We start from the raw sequence: 16231 nt of genomic DNA, 5'->3' as shown, positions 1-16231 counted from the left end.
CTAAAGGTAAGAACATCTCGTCGTTTGCATAAGCTCCGGATGAAATGTTTGTTCTACATCTATTTGTTAATTTAATTGTTTTTTACAAGAAGAAAAGGGAATACTTTCTTTAATCGCTTGTAATAGAAAGCTAATAAGGGGCATGCTGCTATGAGTAGTCAACAAGATGAATTTTTATTTAAAAGAGAGCTCTATCGCTTAGTGCAAGAATATAAACGTTGTAAAGTTGAAGAAATTAGACGGGCCATTCAAAAGGATATTCTGCTTTTGAAAAAGGTTATAAATAACTAAAATAGATAGACACAGACAAAAAAGCTCATGTCAGTTAATAAATGAACTTTTTTGTCTGTTTTAAACTTGCTCAAACGAATTAATATGTCTATTAATGGTCTTAGGAAGATTATGGATCATATTAAACAAAGCTAACGCAGCTGTTTCCAGTTCTTCATAACGATAAATAATATCGTTCTCAATGTCGCAGATTTGAAAACTGTTTAATTGTTCTGAATAACTCAGTGTAAACCTATTAGCAAGAGTATGAGTAATGTCACTATCTTTATAATTTACTAAATTTGTTATCATATGCTTAATTTCAGTAAGGTTCATTCACCAAGTCACCCTTTCATGTTATTGAGGTTATCATATCATGTACAGGTAATTTGAATGCTGTTTTTTACAATTTGTAACACCAATTTTCAAAATGAAACATAAAGGTAATAAAAAGTTAAAATGAGCAGCTTAACGCAAGCTGAACATCTCCTAAGAGGGTGTAGGATTTTCTTTAGAGTAGGTCAACTCCAACTTTTTATCCGCGATTTCTTTTAGACCAATACGGATCATACTGAATACTAAAATCCATAAGACAACCGTCAAAATCGTATGTCCTGCTGGGACAACACCTAGTATAGGTGAGTCCCAAAGAGCGTGCATAAAAACGACAAGCAAAAATACACCGAGAAATTTCGGTTTTATCAGCATGTTCCACTGAAATTTCTTATCTCCTTGTACGATGCATATGGCAGCTCCAGTCAAGGCAGCCCAAGCCACATGTCCTCCAGGAGCAAAAATACTGCGCCAGAGTATTGTGGAATAAAGCATGTGAAAGCTGCCGGAAAGAAGTGCCCGTAGAGCATAGCCAGCGGTTTCAAAAGCAGCAAAACCAGCTCCTATTGCAGCTCCTAAAAGAAGGCCGTTAAGGATATATCTATATTTAAGATTGCGCACAAAATAAATAACAGCGATAACTTTAGCCAGTTCCTCACATATTCCAATTACAATCACGTTTGTGTTATTTCCAAGAATATCGTAAAACACAAGTGCTAATAAAAGTGAAAGGATTCCGCCAATAAAAACGACATAAACAATTTTGTAAATAGCAATATTCTGGGGAGCGTTCATTTCCCAAAAGAAAATGAGAGTAGTAAATGGAACTGCAAAAGCACCGACTACAATAAGACCTGGTATAAAGTTGATGTTTTCGAACAAACTTACGCCTAGATATAGGCCTAAGTATGCGACAAGCGCAATAAGAAAGACCCTTGCAAAAAGCCAAGGTTTTGGCCATGTATTTACAACTTCTTTTATTTTAGGAGTCGTAAGCCCTGTCCCTACAATAAAAAGCCGTTCAGCTTCCATTTCACTGTGCTGTCGGAAGACTCGAGAAAATATATTTCGAAACTTAGGTTCAACGGAACGTTCATTTCTCGGAATTTTATCAACACGATGGGCAAACAAGTAGAATATGCTGTAGTTTTCGTTGTGGTCCACGATTTCATGGCCGCAATTTAAGCAGAATTTTACCCCTTTCGAATTAGAATAAGCACAATGGGGGCATTTCATTTATCTTCCTCCTTTTTCTAGATGTAAATCGTTTGACGCTTGTCTTCTGACATCTTCTACATATATTATGTGAGCTGATGAAAAAAGCATAAGAGGGTTTGGTAGGTAATTTGCTTAAATAATGGAATGGTATGTATATAAAAGAACAGAAGCTATTTTAAAAAGATACCTTATTAAAACTAAAAAAGGGCTGTGTCATAAGTCGAATATTCGACCTACAGCACAGCCCTTTATATGATTGAAAATGTGGATTTAAGTCCGTTTTCTTTACAGTACTACGCAATAAAAAAGCTTCCTGAAATAAAAACGATCACACTAATAATCATCATTAACGTTTCGCGGTCTTTTTTTCCTGTTTTTTTATTAGCAGGAAGCAGCGATTTTGCAAGAGGCTTGGCAAAAATAATGACAAGCATGCAAACAGCAGCAAAGATGCCAAGCGCCAGCTGAAAATTACCTTCAATAAAGACGCATGCCATTAAAAGTACAAGACTTATTTTTAGAAAAATTTTTGATAGGTTCACTATCAACACTCCTTTAGAACACTTAATACGAAAGACTTAGTGATTTTTTTATGTGCCTGTTGTTTTCTACGGCTTGAAGGAGAAAATGAGCGACGTCAGAACGGCTGATATTGCGTCCGTTTTCTGGTATGCTAGCTTCTCCTATACGATAATACGTGGTTAATGGACCGCTCGTTAAACCCATTGGCCGAGCAACGGTCCAGTCGAGTCCGCTTACCTTCAAGAGCTTCACGGCTTCGTGATGATCGCGAAGCACATTTTTTAAAATACGCTGAGCAAGCCAGCCCGTCATCCCAGGAATTTCTCCGTCGATTCCCGCTGAAGCCGTGTAGGCGATACGCTGAATTCCGTTTTCGTTCATACATTGAATCAGCAGATTTGTCGTTTCTACTAAAAGGGTAGAATGCCCTAGATTTTCGGTTCCAAGACAAGAAATTACTGCATCACACCCCCGCATGGCCTGACAAACTTCATAATAATCAAGCACGTCCCCTTGTATGATGTGTACGTTCGCATGCGTTATCTTAAGCTTAGATGGATTTCGCACAAATGCTTTTACATAATGTCCGTTTTTAATCGCTTGCTTTATTAATTCCTGTCCGGTCCTGCCACTTGCGCCAATCAAAAAAATATTCATACGATCAACCCTTTCGTTTCAATGTAGGTAGTAAAAACGAAATTTTCTTTTACCATAACACATTTTTCTCGATTTAGCTTGTCAAAACATAAAAGCTGCTTACGAGATTCATCAAAGTAAGAGGTATCCTCTGTTCTTTTTTAAAACTTATGTCATAGACTGTCTAGAAAACAAGGAAATGTACGAACGGTTTATAAAGGTGTTTAATGCTATAGAAGCGAAAGGGTATTATAGGAATAAGGGACGAACAGAAGGGGCGATGCACTATGAAAAAAACGGTAAGCCGAGCACGTGTTATCATAGTACTAATAGGTTTTCCGCTCATCTTTCTCATTATGGCGCTTGTGACGGGTGAGTGGCGATATATGACTTGGATGATCCCGCCTGCACTGATGTCATGTTGGACGGCACTCTTCGTATTAAGAAAGCAAGAAGAAAGATAACAGGAAATTTGAACTATTGCATCGAATTTATAGAAAAAGTATAAAATGATAGAAAGCTATAGTAAGAAAATTTAATGAAGGACGGTGTGAAGATGAACGGACAACAGTTATTGTATGGGTTGCTTACGTCTAAAGGCGATATCCTAAGAGCTGCTTATGTGTTATGTGACCACCGCATTTATACGGAAATGTCAGCACAGTATCAGCAAACGGAGCATACGGATTTTCAAGCATCATTGGTAGAAGAAATGAAATTGCTTGAAAAACAGCCTGAAGTAGACATGCATCTGCATATTTTGCTTGAAATGGCGAAGTTTTTTGAACTTCCTGTTTCTCATGCTACGACAAATGGCGAGCTGTACGAGTTAAGTGATAACATTGGAAATTTGCTTGTATCTAAATACAATGAGCTGTTTTCAATTGCACGCTGTCATACGCTAGAAGACGTAATGCGCCATCAAATCCGACTGTTCTTTCATCTAATTGATTCGCAGTACATGATTGCTACAAATCGTCAGCAAGTTGTGTTTCAGCAGCAGTTGATGAATTGGATTGAACAGCTAAACCCCATGTATCAAGAAAGAATGATTGATGCATTAGGAGACTATCAGCAGGAATCGCTTGTGAAACTGCTGCAAAAAAAAGGGACAATCGAGCTATACAAACAGCTTCCTCCGCACGCATACCCTGCTATTTCAGGCCTTATGGCAACCGTAATGAGTATTTTTATTCCCGTTAATTACCCGCCAGCACTGCTATTTAGTATGAATGCGCCGCTGTTTTTAATGGCGAGCTTTGAAAGTCATGAAATTATTGCAAAACGCAAAGAAGCTGGAACTTTTTTACCGCTGTTATTAGTAGTTGTTCAGCTGATGTGGACGTACAAGCTTGAGCATCAGGATGAGCTGTTGAATTATCAGTCTCTGCTGATTAAATGGTCATCTGTACACACAGCGTATCAAGATTATGTAAAAAAGAAAGAGCAGTCACTGTTTGACCGTGAACGGTTGGACAGCTTTATTTATAAAACAGAGCAGTATGTTAAGCAGCTCCGAGCTACGGAGAAAAAGACGGTGAAACAAATTGAAACCCTCAAAACAGCTATTCGCCATCAGCTTGATGAAATGGAGCTCACATCATTAAACGGAGGGCTTGTGCTTCAAAAAATGATTGAAGAGCATGAATCATTAAAACAAGATGTAGAAGAACTGCAGCGTAAGCTTTCGATTAAAGGTGACTTCTTCTCTAAAGTAAGGCTGACGTTCCGTTCTGCAGAACGAGCTGTCAAAAGCAAAGTGAAAGAAGTAGAGCGTAAAAAAGTGCTTATGCAAATGACGGACTTTATTTTAGCAAATCGTTTGCCCGTATGCGTGGATATTCAAAATGAAATTTATGATTATCAAGACGAGTTGACGACGACTATTTTTCAAATTGATCAGCAGGTCGAGCTGCTTGAAGAAACAAAACAAAGCCGCCAGCTAGCCGATGCAAAAGTACGCCGCTATGATCAAGAAATAAAGCGATTTGAACGGAACTACTACGGCTTAAAAGAAGGGACCGTTGAAGAGATGGCACAGTAAACGTATTTTATCCGAACGAGTTTGATTCTTGATGGAGAATTAAACTCGTTTAGTTATGTCTCAACCTTATTCTCTGTCTGTAGGAGCGGACAGCTGATCTTTATACACATCTACATAGAGCATGCCGTTTGTTGACACAACTGCATACAGCACTTGGTTCAACTGAAGCTGACGATTTGAAAGCTCAAGGTTGATCCATTGTTCGGTATATTGAGATGTTAAATTTTTATGAATAATTTCTCCATCCATGATGAGTTCTACCGGTAAATTCATTTCTTTAAACGGCTTAGACAAAACGTCCTGTTTGGCAATGTTTTGATAAGCTGCTTTTTTTAATACTGACAGTTTTCCGCTTACTTCTAAAACAGCAAATTCTACTTCAGCAATGTTGAACGTTCCTAGTTCTCGTAAATGCTGATTCAAGTCGTCAATAGAATATTTGACTTTTTTCATATTTGCTTCAAGAAGCTTTCCTTTTTCCATAATAACCGTCGGACGGCCTGTAATCCATTTTCGTAAGCGCCTGCTTTTTAGAGCTGTTGATGCTAAAAGAAAATGAATGGCCACAAGAAAAGCAAAAGAAGCGAACATCGGCAGAAATTTTAATTTTAAATCAAATCCCATATTTGCGATGAACGATCCAATAATGATGGACATTGCAAATGTAAAATGATTATTATGCGTGTTAATTTGTTTTCCAATCAGGAAAGTTGTAATGCTTAAGATAATAAAAGAAACAAAGGTTCTAAGAAGGGACAAAAGAATGTCTTCCATCGCTTGTGATGTCACCTGCTTTCTCATAAATAGAAAGAGTATCTATCTCTATAGCGTTATCCATTTAAAGGATCGTTATACAAGAAAAAACATCAAGAAGAAGTGCGGATAATGCGTTCACATTCGGCTGCTTAAAAAGGGGTAGAAAGGCTGTAGGTAAGGGATAGAAGCAAACAAAAAGAATGTGCAAATTCCTTTGAAATTTTTTGGAGGATTTGTTACAATAAAAGTGCTTATTTTTGTTCGGTAAGGATAGTTCGAAGTGTTCGTCTTGACTTATTGTAAGAGCAGGAATAGAGTAATACACAATGTGTGGATTGTCACACAAGGAGGAAAAGAGATATGTTACAAGGTAAAGTAAAATGGTTCAACGCTGAAAAAGGTTTCGGTTTCATCGAAGTAGAAGGACAAGACGATGTATTCGTACACTTCTCTGCTATCCAAGGCGAAGGTTTCAAAACTTTAGAAGAAGGTCAAGAAGTTACATTTGAAATCGTTGAAGGCAACCGTGGACCACAAGCTGCTAACGTTCAAAAGTAATTTTTTTTATAAAGTTTAAGCCGATCAGCAGAACGTTTCTCTGGTCGTTCGTTAAACTAAACTGGGAGAAGGCCCCTTTTATAAAAGGGGTCTTTTCTTGTTCGCTTTTTACACCTTGTTGACGATTTCTTTGATTTTGTAGAAGTATTCAAATATGAAAAAAACTAGTCACGCAGTATAAAAAAAGCGTATAATGAAATGATGAAAATAGGAATTGTAGAGCAGAAAGGATTTTAAAACGTATGAGCAACCAACTTCAAGAAACAATGGTCGATTCGCGTCGTACATTCGCCATTATTTCTCACCCGGATGCCGGGAAAACAACGTTAACAGAAAAAATGCTGTTACTGGGTGGAATGATTCGTTCAGCCGGAACGGTTAAAGGAAAAAAATCAGGCAAGTTTGCTACATCTGACTGGATGGAAATCGAAAAACAACGTGGAATTTCGGTTACATCAAGTGTTATGCAGTTTGAGTATAAAGATCACTTTATTAACATCTTGGATACACCAGGACACGAAGACTTCAGTGAGGATACGTATCGTACCTTAACGGCTGTAGACAGTGCGGTCATGGTTATTGACGGAACAAAAGGGATTGAAGCACAAACGCTTAAACTTTTTAAAGTTTGTCGTATGCGCGGTATTCCCATCCTAACATTTATCAATAAATTAGACCGTGAAGGAAAAGAGCCGCTTGAGCTGCTTGAAGAAATTGAAGATGTACTCGGTATTGAATCATACCCTGTAACGTGGCCAATTGGCATGGGGAAACGATTCCAAGGAACGTATGACCGTTTTTCAAAACAAATTGAAGTATACCAAGGAAACAAAGAGTCATATTTTGCAGACTTTGACGGTGAAAATATCGACGATGAAATTAAAAAGCACGTCGATGAAATGTATTTACCAGGCTTAGTGGATGATTTATCTCTATTAGACGAAGCAGGTAATGATTTTTCAATTGAAAAAGTAAAGCAAGGTCTATTAACACCTGTTTTCTTCGGAAGTGCGATTGCAAACTTTGGTGTACAGTCTTTCTTTAATTCATTTTTACAATTAACATCACCGCCGCAGCCTCGTGAATCAACGAATGGCACCGTTCAGCCTACGGATGAAAACTTCTCAGGTTTCATCTTTAAAATTCAAGCGAACATGAACCCAGCTCACCGCGACCGCATTGCATTCGTACGCGTATGTTCAGGGAAATTCGAGCGTGGAATGAACGTGACGTTAGCAAGAACAAACCGTAAAATGAAGCTAGCGCAGTCTCATCAGTTCCTGGCGTCAAGCCGTGAAACAGTAGACACAGCGTATCCTGGAGATATCATTGGTTTATATGATTCAGGCACGTATCAAATCGGGGACACAATTGTAGGAGAAGGAAAAGTATTCGAATTTGATGCTCTTCCAAAGTTCCCGCCTGAACTGTTTGTAAAAGTTCGTGCGAAAAACGCAATGAAATCCAAGCACTTTGAAAAAGGGATTAATCAGCTTGTACAAGAAGGAGCCGTACAGCTCTATCGTACGCCGTTCTTTGGAGATTATATTTTAGGAGCAGTTGGTGAACTTCAGTTCCAAGTGTTTGAACACCGCATGAAAGGTGAATACAATGTCGATCTTGAATTCACACGCATGTCTCACAACATTGCAAAATGGGTAGACAAAGCAACAATCGAAGATCGCATGCTAGATTCTCGCGTGATGCTAGTAGAAGACCGTGATAAGCATTCCGTTCTTATGTTTGAAAACGACTTTGTATGGCGTTTGTTCCAGGACAAATACCCATCTGTTAAATTCCTAGATCCGTTTAATCTATAAAAGAGTATAAAAAAAGGAAAACGATACATACTACTTTCATAAGTAGACAGTCGATTTTCCTCCTTTGCTTAAGAGTCAGTATTTACTGGCTCTTTTTTTAATGAGCCACTGATTTTAAATTTAAAAGAATGACTCCTGCAATGATTAATACGATGCCAAATACCATCGTAAGACTGCCGCTTTCTTTCCAAATGACTACGCCAATTACAGCTGTCACAGCAGTTCCTACACCAGACCAAATGGCGTATGCAACGCTGAGTGGAATGTGCTGAAGTGATGTGGAAAGCGCATAGAAAGCAAGACCAAATCCTAATAAAACACCAAGACTAGGCCAAAATTTTGTAAATCCGTTTGATGCTTTTAACATAGATGTACCAAATAATTCTGAACTAATTGCAATTGCTAAAAATAAATAGGCTTTCATCGAAAACCCTCCTCTGTTAATTTCCGAAGTTGTTGTTGAATCTGTTTTTGCATGTCTGGATCCACGGGTGCGAGCCCAAACATTTGGCTGAACCATAATCCATCGGCTGCTAAGCGCACGATGGTAGCAAGGACAGGGTCAATGCCGTCTTGTTCAATATGCTGCTGCCACTTTTCATAGTGTGTTTGAAGGTGCTGCAGAAGTTCAGGATTCGTTGCAATACCTGCAAGTAACCCTGCGCTCATCGCTTGTTCACGCTGAAGGTCATGAAGCGTCTCAGCGAGATAAGCCCGACTCCATTTGCCAGGAGCATCATCATGTTCAATTTGCACGTGTAGCCCGTCATCATATTGCTTTGTGACTGAATAGAGCATTTGCTGAATCAATTCATCTTTTGATGAGAAGTGGTACAACAAGCCGCCTTTACTAACACCGGCTTCTTTTGCTACTTTTTCGAGCGTTAAATTTCCAACGCCGTCACGCTGCACAACCTGCGTGGCTGCAAGCAATATATCATCATATGTAGACACATGAATTTCCTCCTTTTTGATTTTCCCTAGAATACTTTACCGTCTGGACGGTTTGTTTGGCAATACTTTTATTTCGAATTTCAAAAAAAATTTTTGTGCACACTAAAATATAAAGTATAAAAACAAAAATGAACGCGTAAACAAAGGGTTAATCCCTTTACTACTTTTACTATATGAAGAAAAAGGAAAAATAAAGCCTGGGTATATGAAAGATAAAAGAAAGGTGTGAAGAAACAGATGAGGGATGTGTATCAAAGTTTTCAAGAACTATCACAGTGTGAACGAGCGGGAATTGATTACGAAATAGAATGTGTCATTCGCCGGAGAGAAATTGTTGTGCTTGCGATTCACGGAGGAACGATGGAAATTGGGACAGAAGAAGTAGCAGAAAAAATAGCAGAAAAGCTGAACGCAACGGTGTACGTATTTAAAACGCTGAAAACAGAAAATCCGTTTGAATTGCATGTTACGTCTGCAAACTACGATGAAGAAATGGCGCGTCACCTTGTTAAAAAATCAGCGGTCACGATTTCTCTTCACGGTGCCTACAGCGACGTCTGCACCACTTATATCGGCGGAAGAGACGAAGAGTTAGAAAAAGCGGTGCGTCATGCACTCTCAGGTTTTCCGATCAGTGAAACGCCCGTGCATTTAAAAGGCGTTTCACCTCGAAATATCGCAAACGACAATCAGCGGCATAAGGGACTGCAGCTTGAAATCACAACGCCGCAATACGAACAATTATTACAGAATAATGAGCTATTTAACGAGTATGTGAATGCGGTAGTATCGGCTGTGAACTCAGTGATGTAAAGATAAATTCAACAGCTTCCTGTATATTGGCTGCAATAAAGGCTGGTTGTACGTCAGCCCACTTTCCCCGTGCATGTAACGTGTCGTGCCCAGCCCCTGTTAACACTAAAATACATTGTGCTCCTGCTGCATGGGCCGCTACGAGGTCTTTCCACCGGTCGCCAATCACGATGCAGTTAGCCAAATTTAAGCTGTGCTCCTCGGCTGCTTGTAACAGCATGCCCGGCCTTGGCTTGCGGCACGAACAATTGTCCGAATCTTCATGAGGACAAAGGTAAACAGCATCAAACCCAAACGCTAAAAGCTCAGAGATAAAGTCTGATTTCTTTACCTTTTCTTTTGCAACATCGGGCTGATTGGTAAAGGAAAACAGCGGAATGTTTTGTTTCTTTATGTCTATAATCGCTTGCTTTGCTTGGGGAAACAGCTGAAAATTACCTGGATATTGTATTTCATTACTGCCGCCAATTGTTCCATCTCGATCTAAAAATATCGCTTCAATCATATTATTCACCTCGTTTTCTATCATAATATAAAGCAGGATGAATTTGGAAAAAAGTTGTTTTTCCGAAAAAAATAAAAGAAGTATGACTGTCTTTTTACTTCTCATCATATGGATAAGTTAAATAGAAGTGGTGAGGAGGGGAAGACAAGTGAACGAAGAATCGTTTTATTCACCATTTATAAGCGAAGACGGAAAGAAAAAAACAATTGGAGAAATTGAGTTTTCAGATGTGCAGCGCATGATGGAAAAACATTTAGAAGAAGGCTATCAGCTGGAGTTCAAGCGCGAAGTAAGCTCAACGGTCAAACGGAAAATTCCAAATATCATCGCTTCGTTTGCCAATGAAAAAGGAGGGTGGCTTATTTTTGGCGTAGATGAAGACGACCATTCCATTAACCTGCTTGAGCGAAAAGAATATGAGCTGTTTATTAATAATATGCTGAAAGATGTCACCAATCCCATTCCTCGTATCGTTACGCGTTTTTTATCACCTGAAGATCACACCGGGCAAGGTGTTTTTGTTATTTGGATTCCCGAAGGTCCGAACCCTCCGTACATGTCTTACGGGAAAATTTACAGAAGAATTGGAAGCGGCACATCTCCCGTTACGGAAATCGATGATCGCTATCATTTAGATCGACTCTACCAAAAATCCGAGGATCAAACGCAGCGAATAGAGGAATTTTGTACAAAAGAACTGTCGATCTATAACAGAAAATGGCCGATGCACGGGAAAAGCTATATTCATTACGGGATGTGTAACATGTACGTGCTGCCACTATATGATTTGCATTTAGTTGAACAAATGGAAGAAGAACGGTTAAAGCAATATATTTTAAGCAAGTCTAGCGAACCCAAACACTATCGTTTGGATGAGGAAAGTACGGTGATGCTGCATACACCGTTTGTTAAAGCTTCTTATTCAGCGGAATCCATCATTTTTCGAAGCACAGATGTGATTGATGCGTACGATAAAACAATTGCGTGGGAGCAGTTTTATAACGGATCAGCTAAGTTTCATATTCCTATCCCGTATATGGAAGAATCAAAACAAATTCATGACGTTTTAAAGTCAAGTATTTCAAGCTACATCGATGAGACGATCTTTGAGCAGTTTCAATATATAAACGGACCTTTTTTTCTCGCATCTTTAATCAGCTGCATCGGCGGATACATCGATTGTATGATGGAATTAAAAGCAGAGCTGGAAGATATGATTATTGTGATTGACTTAGAGAACGTTCGAAACGATGTGCTTTACTTTCCACATGAGCAATTTCAAACATTTCTAGAGAAAGAAGGGCTCGTCTTTTCAGATAAAAAGCAATATCGATTTAATCGGTCATTTAAAACGACAAAATTAGGAGGGAATCTGGAGCTTCTTGCCTACGTTGATTATATCGTGACAGCGTTTGGCCTTTCAAAAAACCAGTCCATTGACTTTCTTAAACACTCATTAAATCAAGGATAAAATATACAATTTTTTGACAATAGCTAAAAAAATGACAAAAGTGAAAAAAAGTATGATAATATCTTTCGTAAGTAATGAGCAAGTAAAGAAGAGAAAGGGGACTCTTTTTTACGGATGCCGTTGCTAGGTAGGGTTAAACATAAGGGGAGAAAAGGCAATGAAAAAAGCGACATCCATACTTCTAATTGTCCTAGCACTGGCTGGGTTAGGAGGAGTATGCGCTGCTTATTACCATCTGGAGCAGCAAAAGCAAACGGAAGAAATGACGTATGAACAGAACTACATAACTGTAAGAAATGCATGAAAAAACCAGCCAATCGGCTGGTTTTTTTGGTTTCAAGTCATAGTAAGTAAAATAAAGATTTTGCTTGTTCAGTTTTTTTAAATAATTCCAATGATGTATAGACGCAAAATAGAAAGCCAACGCTTGAAAAAACAAAAAATAAGCGGAGAAAAGGGCGCTTTTTTTGAATGCGAAAGTACGTAAAAACAACGAGTGAACATACAAGCAGTACGCTCATAGCAGCAAATCGAATCGCGAGGTCTGCTAAATCATCAACCGTACGCTGAAACAATCTTAGCGTTTCATCGTTCAAATCAGTTTCAGGAATGTTCGTTTTGTCTTGTTGATTTAACACCCCTACATCCCATTTTTCTCGACTATAATCATGAGAAACCGTGTAGTAAAACGGACCAAGCTTTTTTTCATCTGCACCGTCGTCAGCAAGTGCTGAAACTGGATGCATGAATGCTAGAACAAAAAATAAAAAGCTCCACTTTCTCATTACCAAAGCCTCTTTCTAACTCAGACTATCTCCCATTATAAACCAAAAATTTTTATGTTTCCATCATCCCTCTTTCCTATTTCCATTTCTATATATAAAGTGAAAGGGGGAATAAAAGATGGCAGAAAAAATTCAGCATTCAAGCCAGCTTCGCTTAGTATTAGAACAAGGAATAAAAGAGGATGGAAAACCTGATTTGAAGACAAAGTCTTATATGAACATTCAGCCTGGAAGTTCTGCAGATGCGCTCATCACAGCAAGTGAAACCATTGCCAGCCTGCAGTCGCTTCCGCTTGTTGAAATCAACGAAGTTGTCACGTTTTCACTTTTAAAATAAGAAAAGAGGTAGAGTATGAAAACTTTAACGATGCAGTTTTTGAATGAGTCACAAAAAGCGGTAAGCCTATCGATTGAATCACCAAAAGATACGTTAGACGCGGCAACCATTACAGCAGCAATGAACGCGCTGATCGCAAGCGATGTTTTTACTTCAAGCGGCGGAGCGCTCGTTGCTAAAAAAGGCGCTCAAATCGTCGAGCGAAATGTAACGGAATTTACGATTTAAAAATGAAAGTCCTTCCACTTCGGTGCGAAGGGCTTTTTTAAAAGGAGAGAGGAAGATGACAGAATGGTTTACGCTTGTCTCAGACGTTGGTTTTCCAGTGGTGGTGACGCTTTATTTACTTCACCGAATCGAAGCCAAGCTCGATACAGTTGTGCTGTCCATTCAGCATTTAACCGATGAAGTAAAAAAGTGATTATGACAATTGTAAGGCAGTTGTCATGGAAAAGTTGACGGATTTGACACCTCACACTACAATTGGTAGTGTGAGGTGTCAAATATGAAAATTGAAAAATTCAAATTTAATGAAACCGGCCTTAATCGCTTTTTTGGCCCGCTTGAAGCGAAAATTATGACGGCTTTATGGAACGGAAGTGAAATGTCCATTAAAGACGTGCAGCACGTGCTTGAGAAAGAAAAAGCAGTTAACTTCAACACCGTTATGACCGTTATGAATCGATTGGTGGAAAAAGGCGTGTTGCAAAAGCGTCTAAAAGGACGTACATCAATGTATCAGCCAATTCTTTCTAAAGAGGAATTTATCGATGCTCAGTCGAAAGAGTTAACGCACGAATTAATCGATGAATTTGGCTCGCTTGCTGTTACTCATATGCTTGATGCGCTAGAAGAAGTGGATGATTCACTGCTAAGCATGCTCGAATCAAAAGTCAAACAGTTAAAAAAGGATGAATAATCAATGAATCAAGGAATACTAAAGCGTTCTAAGCTTATTTTTAACCTGTGCTTTTTTATTGCCGTGACGTTGCTTATGCAAATGGGCATGTATGTGCTGCATTTGCTGTTTGGATGGAATTTATCGTTCAACTTAATTTTACTTTGTAATAAAGTAGCCCACTTTTTCGGCTTGTTTTTTATTGAATACATGCTGAATGCGGTTGTTTTTCATACGATGTTCGTGCTGTTCATTAAAGCTGTAAAGCAAGTGATTCAAATGCGGAAAGTCCGTAAAATGATTACGAAGCTGCGAGATGAAACAACAACGACTAACCTGCAAAAAGCGTACGGAAAGAATTTAACAGTTTTAACAACAGATCAGCCCATTGCATTAACAATGGGGTTGTTTACACCGCATATCGTCCTGTCTACAGGATTGCTGTCTGTGCTTGATGAAAATGAACTAGAAGCTGTTATTTACCATGAGCAGTCGCACGTTGCAAACAAAGATCCGCTCAAAACATTTTTACTAAGCACGCTTGCTTCTGCACTATGGTATATTCCGTTTATTAAATGGAGCCATAAACGCTTCAAGGTCATGCGTGAAGTGCTGGCTGATCAAGATGCCATTGTGAAAAATGGCACGCCTGCTCACATCGGCAGCGCGCTTTTAAAAATGGTAAAAACGGGACAGGGTAGTCTTTCGTGTGCGCACGTATCATTTGCTGATACGTCGGTTAATTATCGCATTCAATATATTTTAAATCCGGAAACCAAAATGCCGATGCAGCCTCCTGTTGTTTTAACGCTGACGTCGCTATACGTGTTTTTTATTTTGTGTGCGCTAATTTTTACAGCTCTAACAGCTTTGTAAGTTTTTAAGAGAGAGAAAGAAAAGAAGGAGATGAGATTGTGTCAAAAGCAAAGAAAAAGAAAAAAGTAACGCCCAATCAGCAAACGTCCTCGAGCAAGTGGATTTTTTGGGTGATTGGAATTATTGCGGTCTGTATTTTAGGGTTAATCGTCCTTTCTAATATGTCAAAGGGCGGAGGAGATGAAAAGGCCGCTCTTACATATGATAATCAGCCGTATCTTGGAAAAGAGTCAGCTCCGGTAGAAGTGGTAGAGTTTGGAGACTACAAATGCCCGGCTTGTAAAAACTTCACGGAATCCTTTTTCCCGCTGATTCAAAAAGATTATGTAGATACAGGTAAAGTCAAATTCTACTTTATGAACTATGCGTTTATCAACAACGACTCTTCTCGTGCAGCAGAGTTTGCCGAGACGGTATACAAAGAGCTTGGAAACGATACATTTTGGAAATTCCATGAACTTCTTTATAAAAAGCAAAACGCAGCGGACGAAAAGAAAGATGTCTTAACGGAATCCTACTTAGAAGATACGCTGAAAGAAGTATCTAGCGATGCCGATGCAAAAAAAGTAGCGAGTGCATTTAAAGATGGAAAAGGAAAAGATGCGTTTGATCAAGATATGAAGACAGCCAATGACTTAGGCATTACAGGTACACCAACCATTTATGTAGGCGGCAAAAAATTCGAAGGAAAAACAATCGATGACTTTGATCAAATGGTCAAAGATGCGGCTAAGGAGAACAAATAATGAACAAGTCTTTAGTTTTCGGGTGGATTACAGCGCTTATCGCGATGCTTGGAAGCTTAACGTTTAGTGAAGTTCTTCACTTTATCCCGTGTGAACTTTGCTGGTATCAGCGAATTTTAATGTATCCGCTCGCGATTGTGCTAGGTGTAGCCGTGTATCGGAATGATACGTTCATCTACAAATACGTCCTGCCGTTTTCGGTGATTGGTATGGCGCTTTCAGGCTATCATTATTGCCTGCAGAAGATACCGGCTCTTAAAGCATTTGAAACGTGTACAAGCGGTGTTCCTTGCTCAGGTCAATATATTAACTGGCTTGGGTTTATCACCATTCCTTTTTTAGCGTTTATTGCGTTTACCATTATTACGATTATGATGCTTGTTCTTCGCAAGCAGAAGAAAAAAGCTTAACCTCGGGGTTAAGCTTTTTTGTATGGAAAAAAAAGTCCCGCTTACAAGAAGCGGGTGCAAATAGGGTACATCTATGAAAAATGATGAAATTGTTTTGACAAGAATAGTATATAAAAGAAAAGTGAAAAAACGGTGAAAAGAGGAAAGCTTTTTTAAAAAATATTCTTTTCTTATAAAAAAAGCCCCGCTCACAAAAAGCGGGGAATAAATAGGGGTCATTTATGAAAAATGATGAAATTGCTTTGACAAACTTAGTATACAAAAGAAAAGTGAAAAAAC

Annotated in this window: 22 protein-coding genes; 14 read left to right on the top strand and 8 right to left on the bottom strand. The window is 38.8% G+C overall.

The genetic code is table 11. The annotated features are described in order from the left end of the window. The first annotated feature begins 150 nt into the window (after positions 1-150). Positions 151-291 (top strand): hypothetical protein, encoded by a 141-nt coding sequence (locus tag U9R83_RS16035; RefSeq protein ID WP_014459290.1) that lies wholly within the window; start codon positions 151-153, stop codon positions 289-291. Between the two features lie 468 nt (positions 292-759). On the opposite strand, the gene U9R83_RS16030 is transcribed toward U9R83_RS16035, so the two are convergent. From U9R83_RS16030 to U9R83_RS16020, 3 genes are all read right to left on the bottom strand, one after another. Further along, positions 760-1839, bottom strand: coding sequence for a PrsW family intramembrane metalloprotease (locus U9R83_RS16030; protein WP_243549514.1), 1080 nt, complete (start codon positions 1837-1839; stop codon positions 760-762). 275 nt (positions 1840-2114) lie between these two features. Continuing rightward, complete coding sequence (locus U9R83_RS16025) at positions 2115-2363, bottom strand: hypothetical protein (protein ID WP_243549513.1); 249 nt, start codon at positions 2361-2363, stop codon at positions 2115-2117. 22 nt (positions 2364-2385) lie between these two features. Further along, positions 2386-3000, bottom strand: coding sequence for an NAD(P)-dependent oxidoreductase (locus U9R83_RS16020; protein ID WP_028414459.1), 615 nt, complete (start codon positions 2998-3000; stop codon positions 2386-2388). Positions 3001-3535: 535 nt separating this feature from the next. Between U9R83_RS16020 and U9R83_RS16015 the strand changes: the two genes are divergently transcribed. Then, entirely contained in the window at positions 3536-5023 is a 1488-nt protein-coding gene (locus U9R83_RS16015) for a hypothetical protein (protein ID WP_115654338.1), read from the top strand. Positions 5024-5089: 66 nt separating this feature from the next. On the opposite strand, the gene U9R83_RS16010 is transcribed toward U9R83_RS16015, so the two are convergent. Then, positions 5090-5812, bottom strand: coding sequence for a DUF421 domain-containing protein (locus U9R83_RS16010; RefSeq protein ID WP_226555259.1), 723 nt, complete (start codon positions 5810-5812; stop codon positions 5090-5092). Positions 5813-6139: 327 nt separating this feature from the next. Between U9R83_RS16010 and cspD the strand changes: the two genes are divergently transcribed. Both cspD and U9R83_RS16000 read left to right on the top strand, forming a co-directional pair. Continuing rightward, a complete protein-coding gene (cspD, locus tag U9R83_RS16005; protein ID WP_013057877.1) occupies positions 6140-6337 on the top strand; it encodes a cold-shock protein CspD in 198 nt (65 codons plus the stop codon). Positions 6338-6579: 242 nt separating this feature from the next. Next, on the top strand, positions 6580-8157 hold the full coding sequence (locus U9R83_RS16000; protein WP_014459298.1) for a peptide chain release factor 3: 1578 nt from the start codon (positions 6580-6582) through the stop codon (positions 8155-8157). A 97-nt stretch (positions 8158-8254) separates the two neighbouring features. On the opposite strand, the gene U9R83_RS15995 is transcribed toward U9R83_RS16000, so the two are convergent. Continuing rightward, a complete protein-coding gene (locus U9R83_RS15995; RefSeq protein WP_013057875.1) occupies positions 8255-8581 on the bottom strand; it encodes a DMT family transporter in 327 nt (108 codons plus the stop codon). Beyond that, positions 8578-9111, bottom strand: a complete 534-nt coding sequence (locus U9R83_RS15990) for a TetR/AcrR family transcriptional regulator (protein ID WP_034328103.1) — start codon at positions 9109-9111, stop codon at positions 8578-8580. Before U9R83_RS15990 ends, U9R83_RS15995 begins: the two co-directional genes overlap by 4 nt. A 237-nt stretch (positions 9112-9348) precedes the next feature. On the opposite strand from U9R83_RS15990, the gene U9R83_RS15985 reads away from it, so the two are divergent. Further along, positions 9349-9924: a poly-gamma-glutamate hydrolase family protein gene (locus U9R83_RS15985; RefSeq protein ID WP_014459300.1), complete on the top strand. Its 576-nt coding sequence runs from the start codon at positions 9349-9351 to the stop codon at positions 9922-9924. Here U9R83_RS15985 and U9R83_RS15980 read toward each other — a convergent pair. Next, positions 9875-10429 carry an HAD-IIIA family hydrolase gene (locus U9R83_RS15980; RefSeq protein WP_115654337.1) on the bottom strand — a complete coding sequence of 185 codons (555 nt, stop codon included), beginning with the start codon at positions 10427-10429 and terminating at the stop codon, positions 9875-9877. The two genes, U9R83_RS15985 and U9R83_RS15980, sit on opposite strands and share 50 nt — an antisense overlap. 148 nt (positions 10430-10577) lie before the next feature. Here U9R83_RS15980 and U9R83_RS15975 point away from each other — a divergent pair, with 148 nt between their 5' ends. Then, positions 10578-11900 carry an AlbA family DNA-binding domain-containing protein gene (locus U9R83_RS15975; RefSeq protein WP_116738869.1) on the top strand — a complete coding sequence of 441 codons (1323 nt, stop codon included), beginning with the start codon at positions 10578-10580 and terminating at the stop codon, positions 11898-11900. 157 nt (positions 11901-12057) lie between these two features. Continuing rightward, entirely contained in the window at positions 12058-12204 is a 147-nt protein-coding gene (locus U9R83_RS15970) for a hypothetical protein (protein WP_165351766.1), read from the top strand. Positions 12205-12241: 37 nt separating this feature from the next. Here the strand turns inward: U9R83_RS15970 and U9R83_RS15965 are convergent, their stop codons facing one another. Beyond that, positions 12242-12685, bottom strand: a complete 444-nt coding sequence (locus U9R83_RS15965; protein WP_014459304.1) for a hypothetical protein — start codon at positions 12683-12685, stop codon at positions 12242-12244. A 118-nt stretch (positions 12686-12803) separates the two neighbouring features. Here U9R83_RS15965 and U9R83_RS15960 point away from each other — a divergent pair, with 118 nt between their 5' ends. The 7 genes from U9R83_RS15960 (at position 12804) to U9R83_RS15930 (ending at position 15952) form a co-directional block, all read left to right on the top strand. After that, a complete protein-coding gene (locus tag U9R83_RS15960) occupies positions 12804-13022 on the top strand; it encodes a DUF1659 domain-containing protein (protein ID WP_013057868.1) in 219 nt (72 codons plus the stop codon). 15 nt (positions 13023-13037) lie between these two features. After that, the gene (locus U9R83_RS15955; RefSeq protein ID WP_328575327.1) at positions 13038-13250 is read left to right on the top strand and encodes a DUF2922 domain-containing protein; all 213 of its coding nucleotides are present in this window, start codon (positions 13038-13040) and stop codon (positions 13248-13250) included. Between the two features lie 55 nt (positions 13251-13305). After that, positions 13306-13443 (top strand): YvrJ family protein, encoded by a 138-nt coding sequence (locus U9R83_RS15950; protein WP_013057866.1) that lies wholly within the window; start codon positions 13306-13308, stop codon positions 13441-13443. 84 nt (positions 13444-13527) lie between these two features. After that, positions 13528-13941, top strand: coding sequence for a BlaI/MecI/CopY family transcriptional regulator (locus U9R83_RS15945; protein WP_013057865.1), 414 nt, complete (start codon positions 13528-13530; stop codon positions 13939-13941). Between the two features lie 3 nt (positions 13942-13944). Next, on the top strand, positions 13945-14796 hold the full coding sequence (locus U9R83_RS15940) for a M56 family metallopeptidase (RefSeq protein WP_209367000.1): 852 nt from the start codon (positions 13945-13947) through the stop codon (positions 14794-14796). Positions 14797-14834: 38 nt separating this feature from the next. Continuing rightward, positions 14835-15542, top strand: coding sequence for a DsbA family protein (locus U9R83_RS15935; RefSeq protein ID WP_014459307.1), 708 nt, complete (start codon positions 14835-14837; stop codon positions 15540-15542). Beyond that, entirely contained in the window at positions 15542-15952 is a 411-nt protein-coding gene (locus U9R83_RS15930; protein ID WP_014459308.1) for a disulfide oxidoreductase, read from the top strand. The genes U9R83_RS15935 and U9R83_RS15930 overlap by 1 nt, the downstream gene beginning before the upstream one ends. Positions 15953-16231 lie beyond the last annotated feature (279 nt).

The sequence above is a fragment of the Priestia sp. LL-8 genome (assembly GCF_036227845.1).
Taxonomy (GTDB): Bacteria; Bacillota; Bacilli; order Bacillales; family Bacillaceae_H; genus Priestia; species Priestia zanthoxyli.
This window is presented reverse-complemented; position numbering and strand designations above follow the sequence as displayed.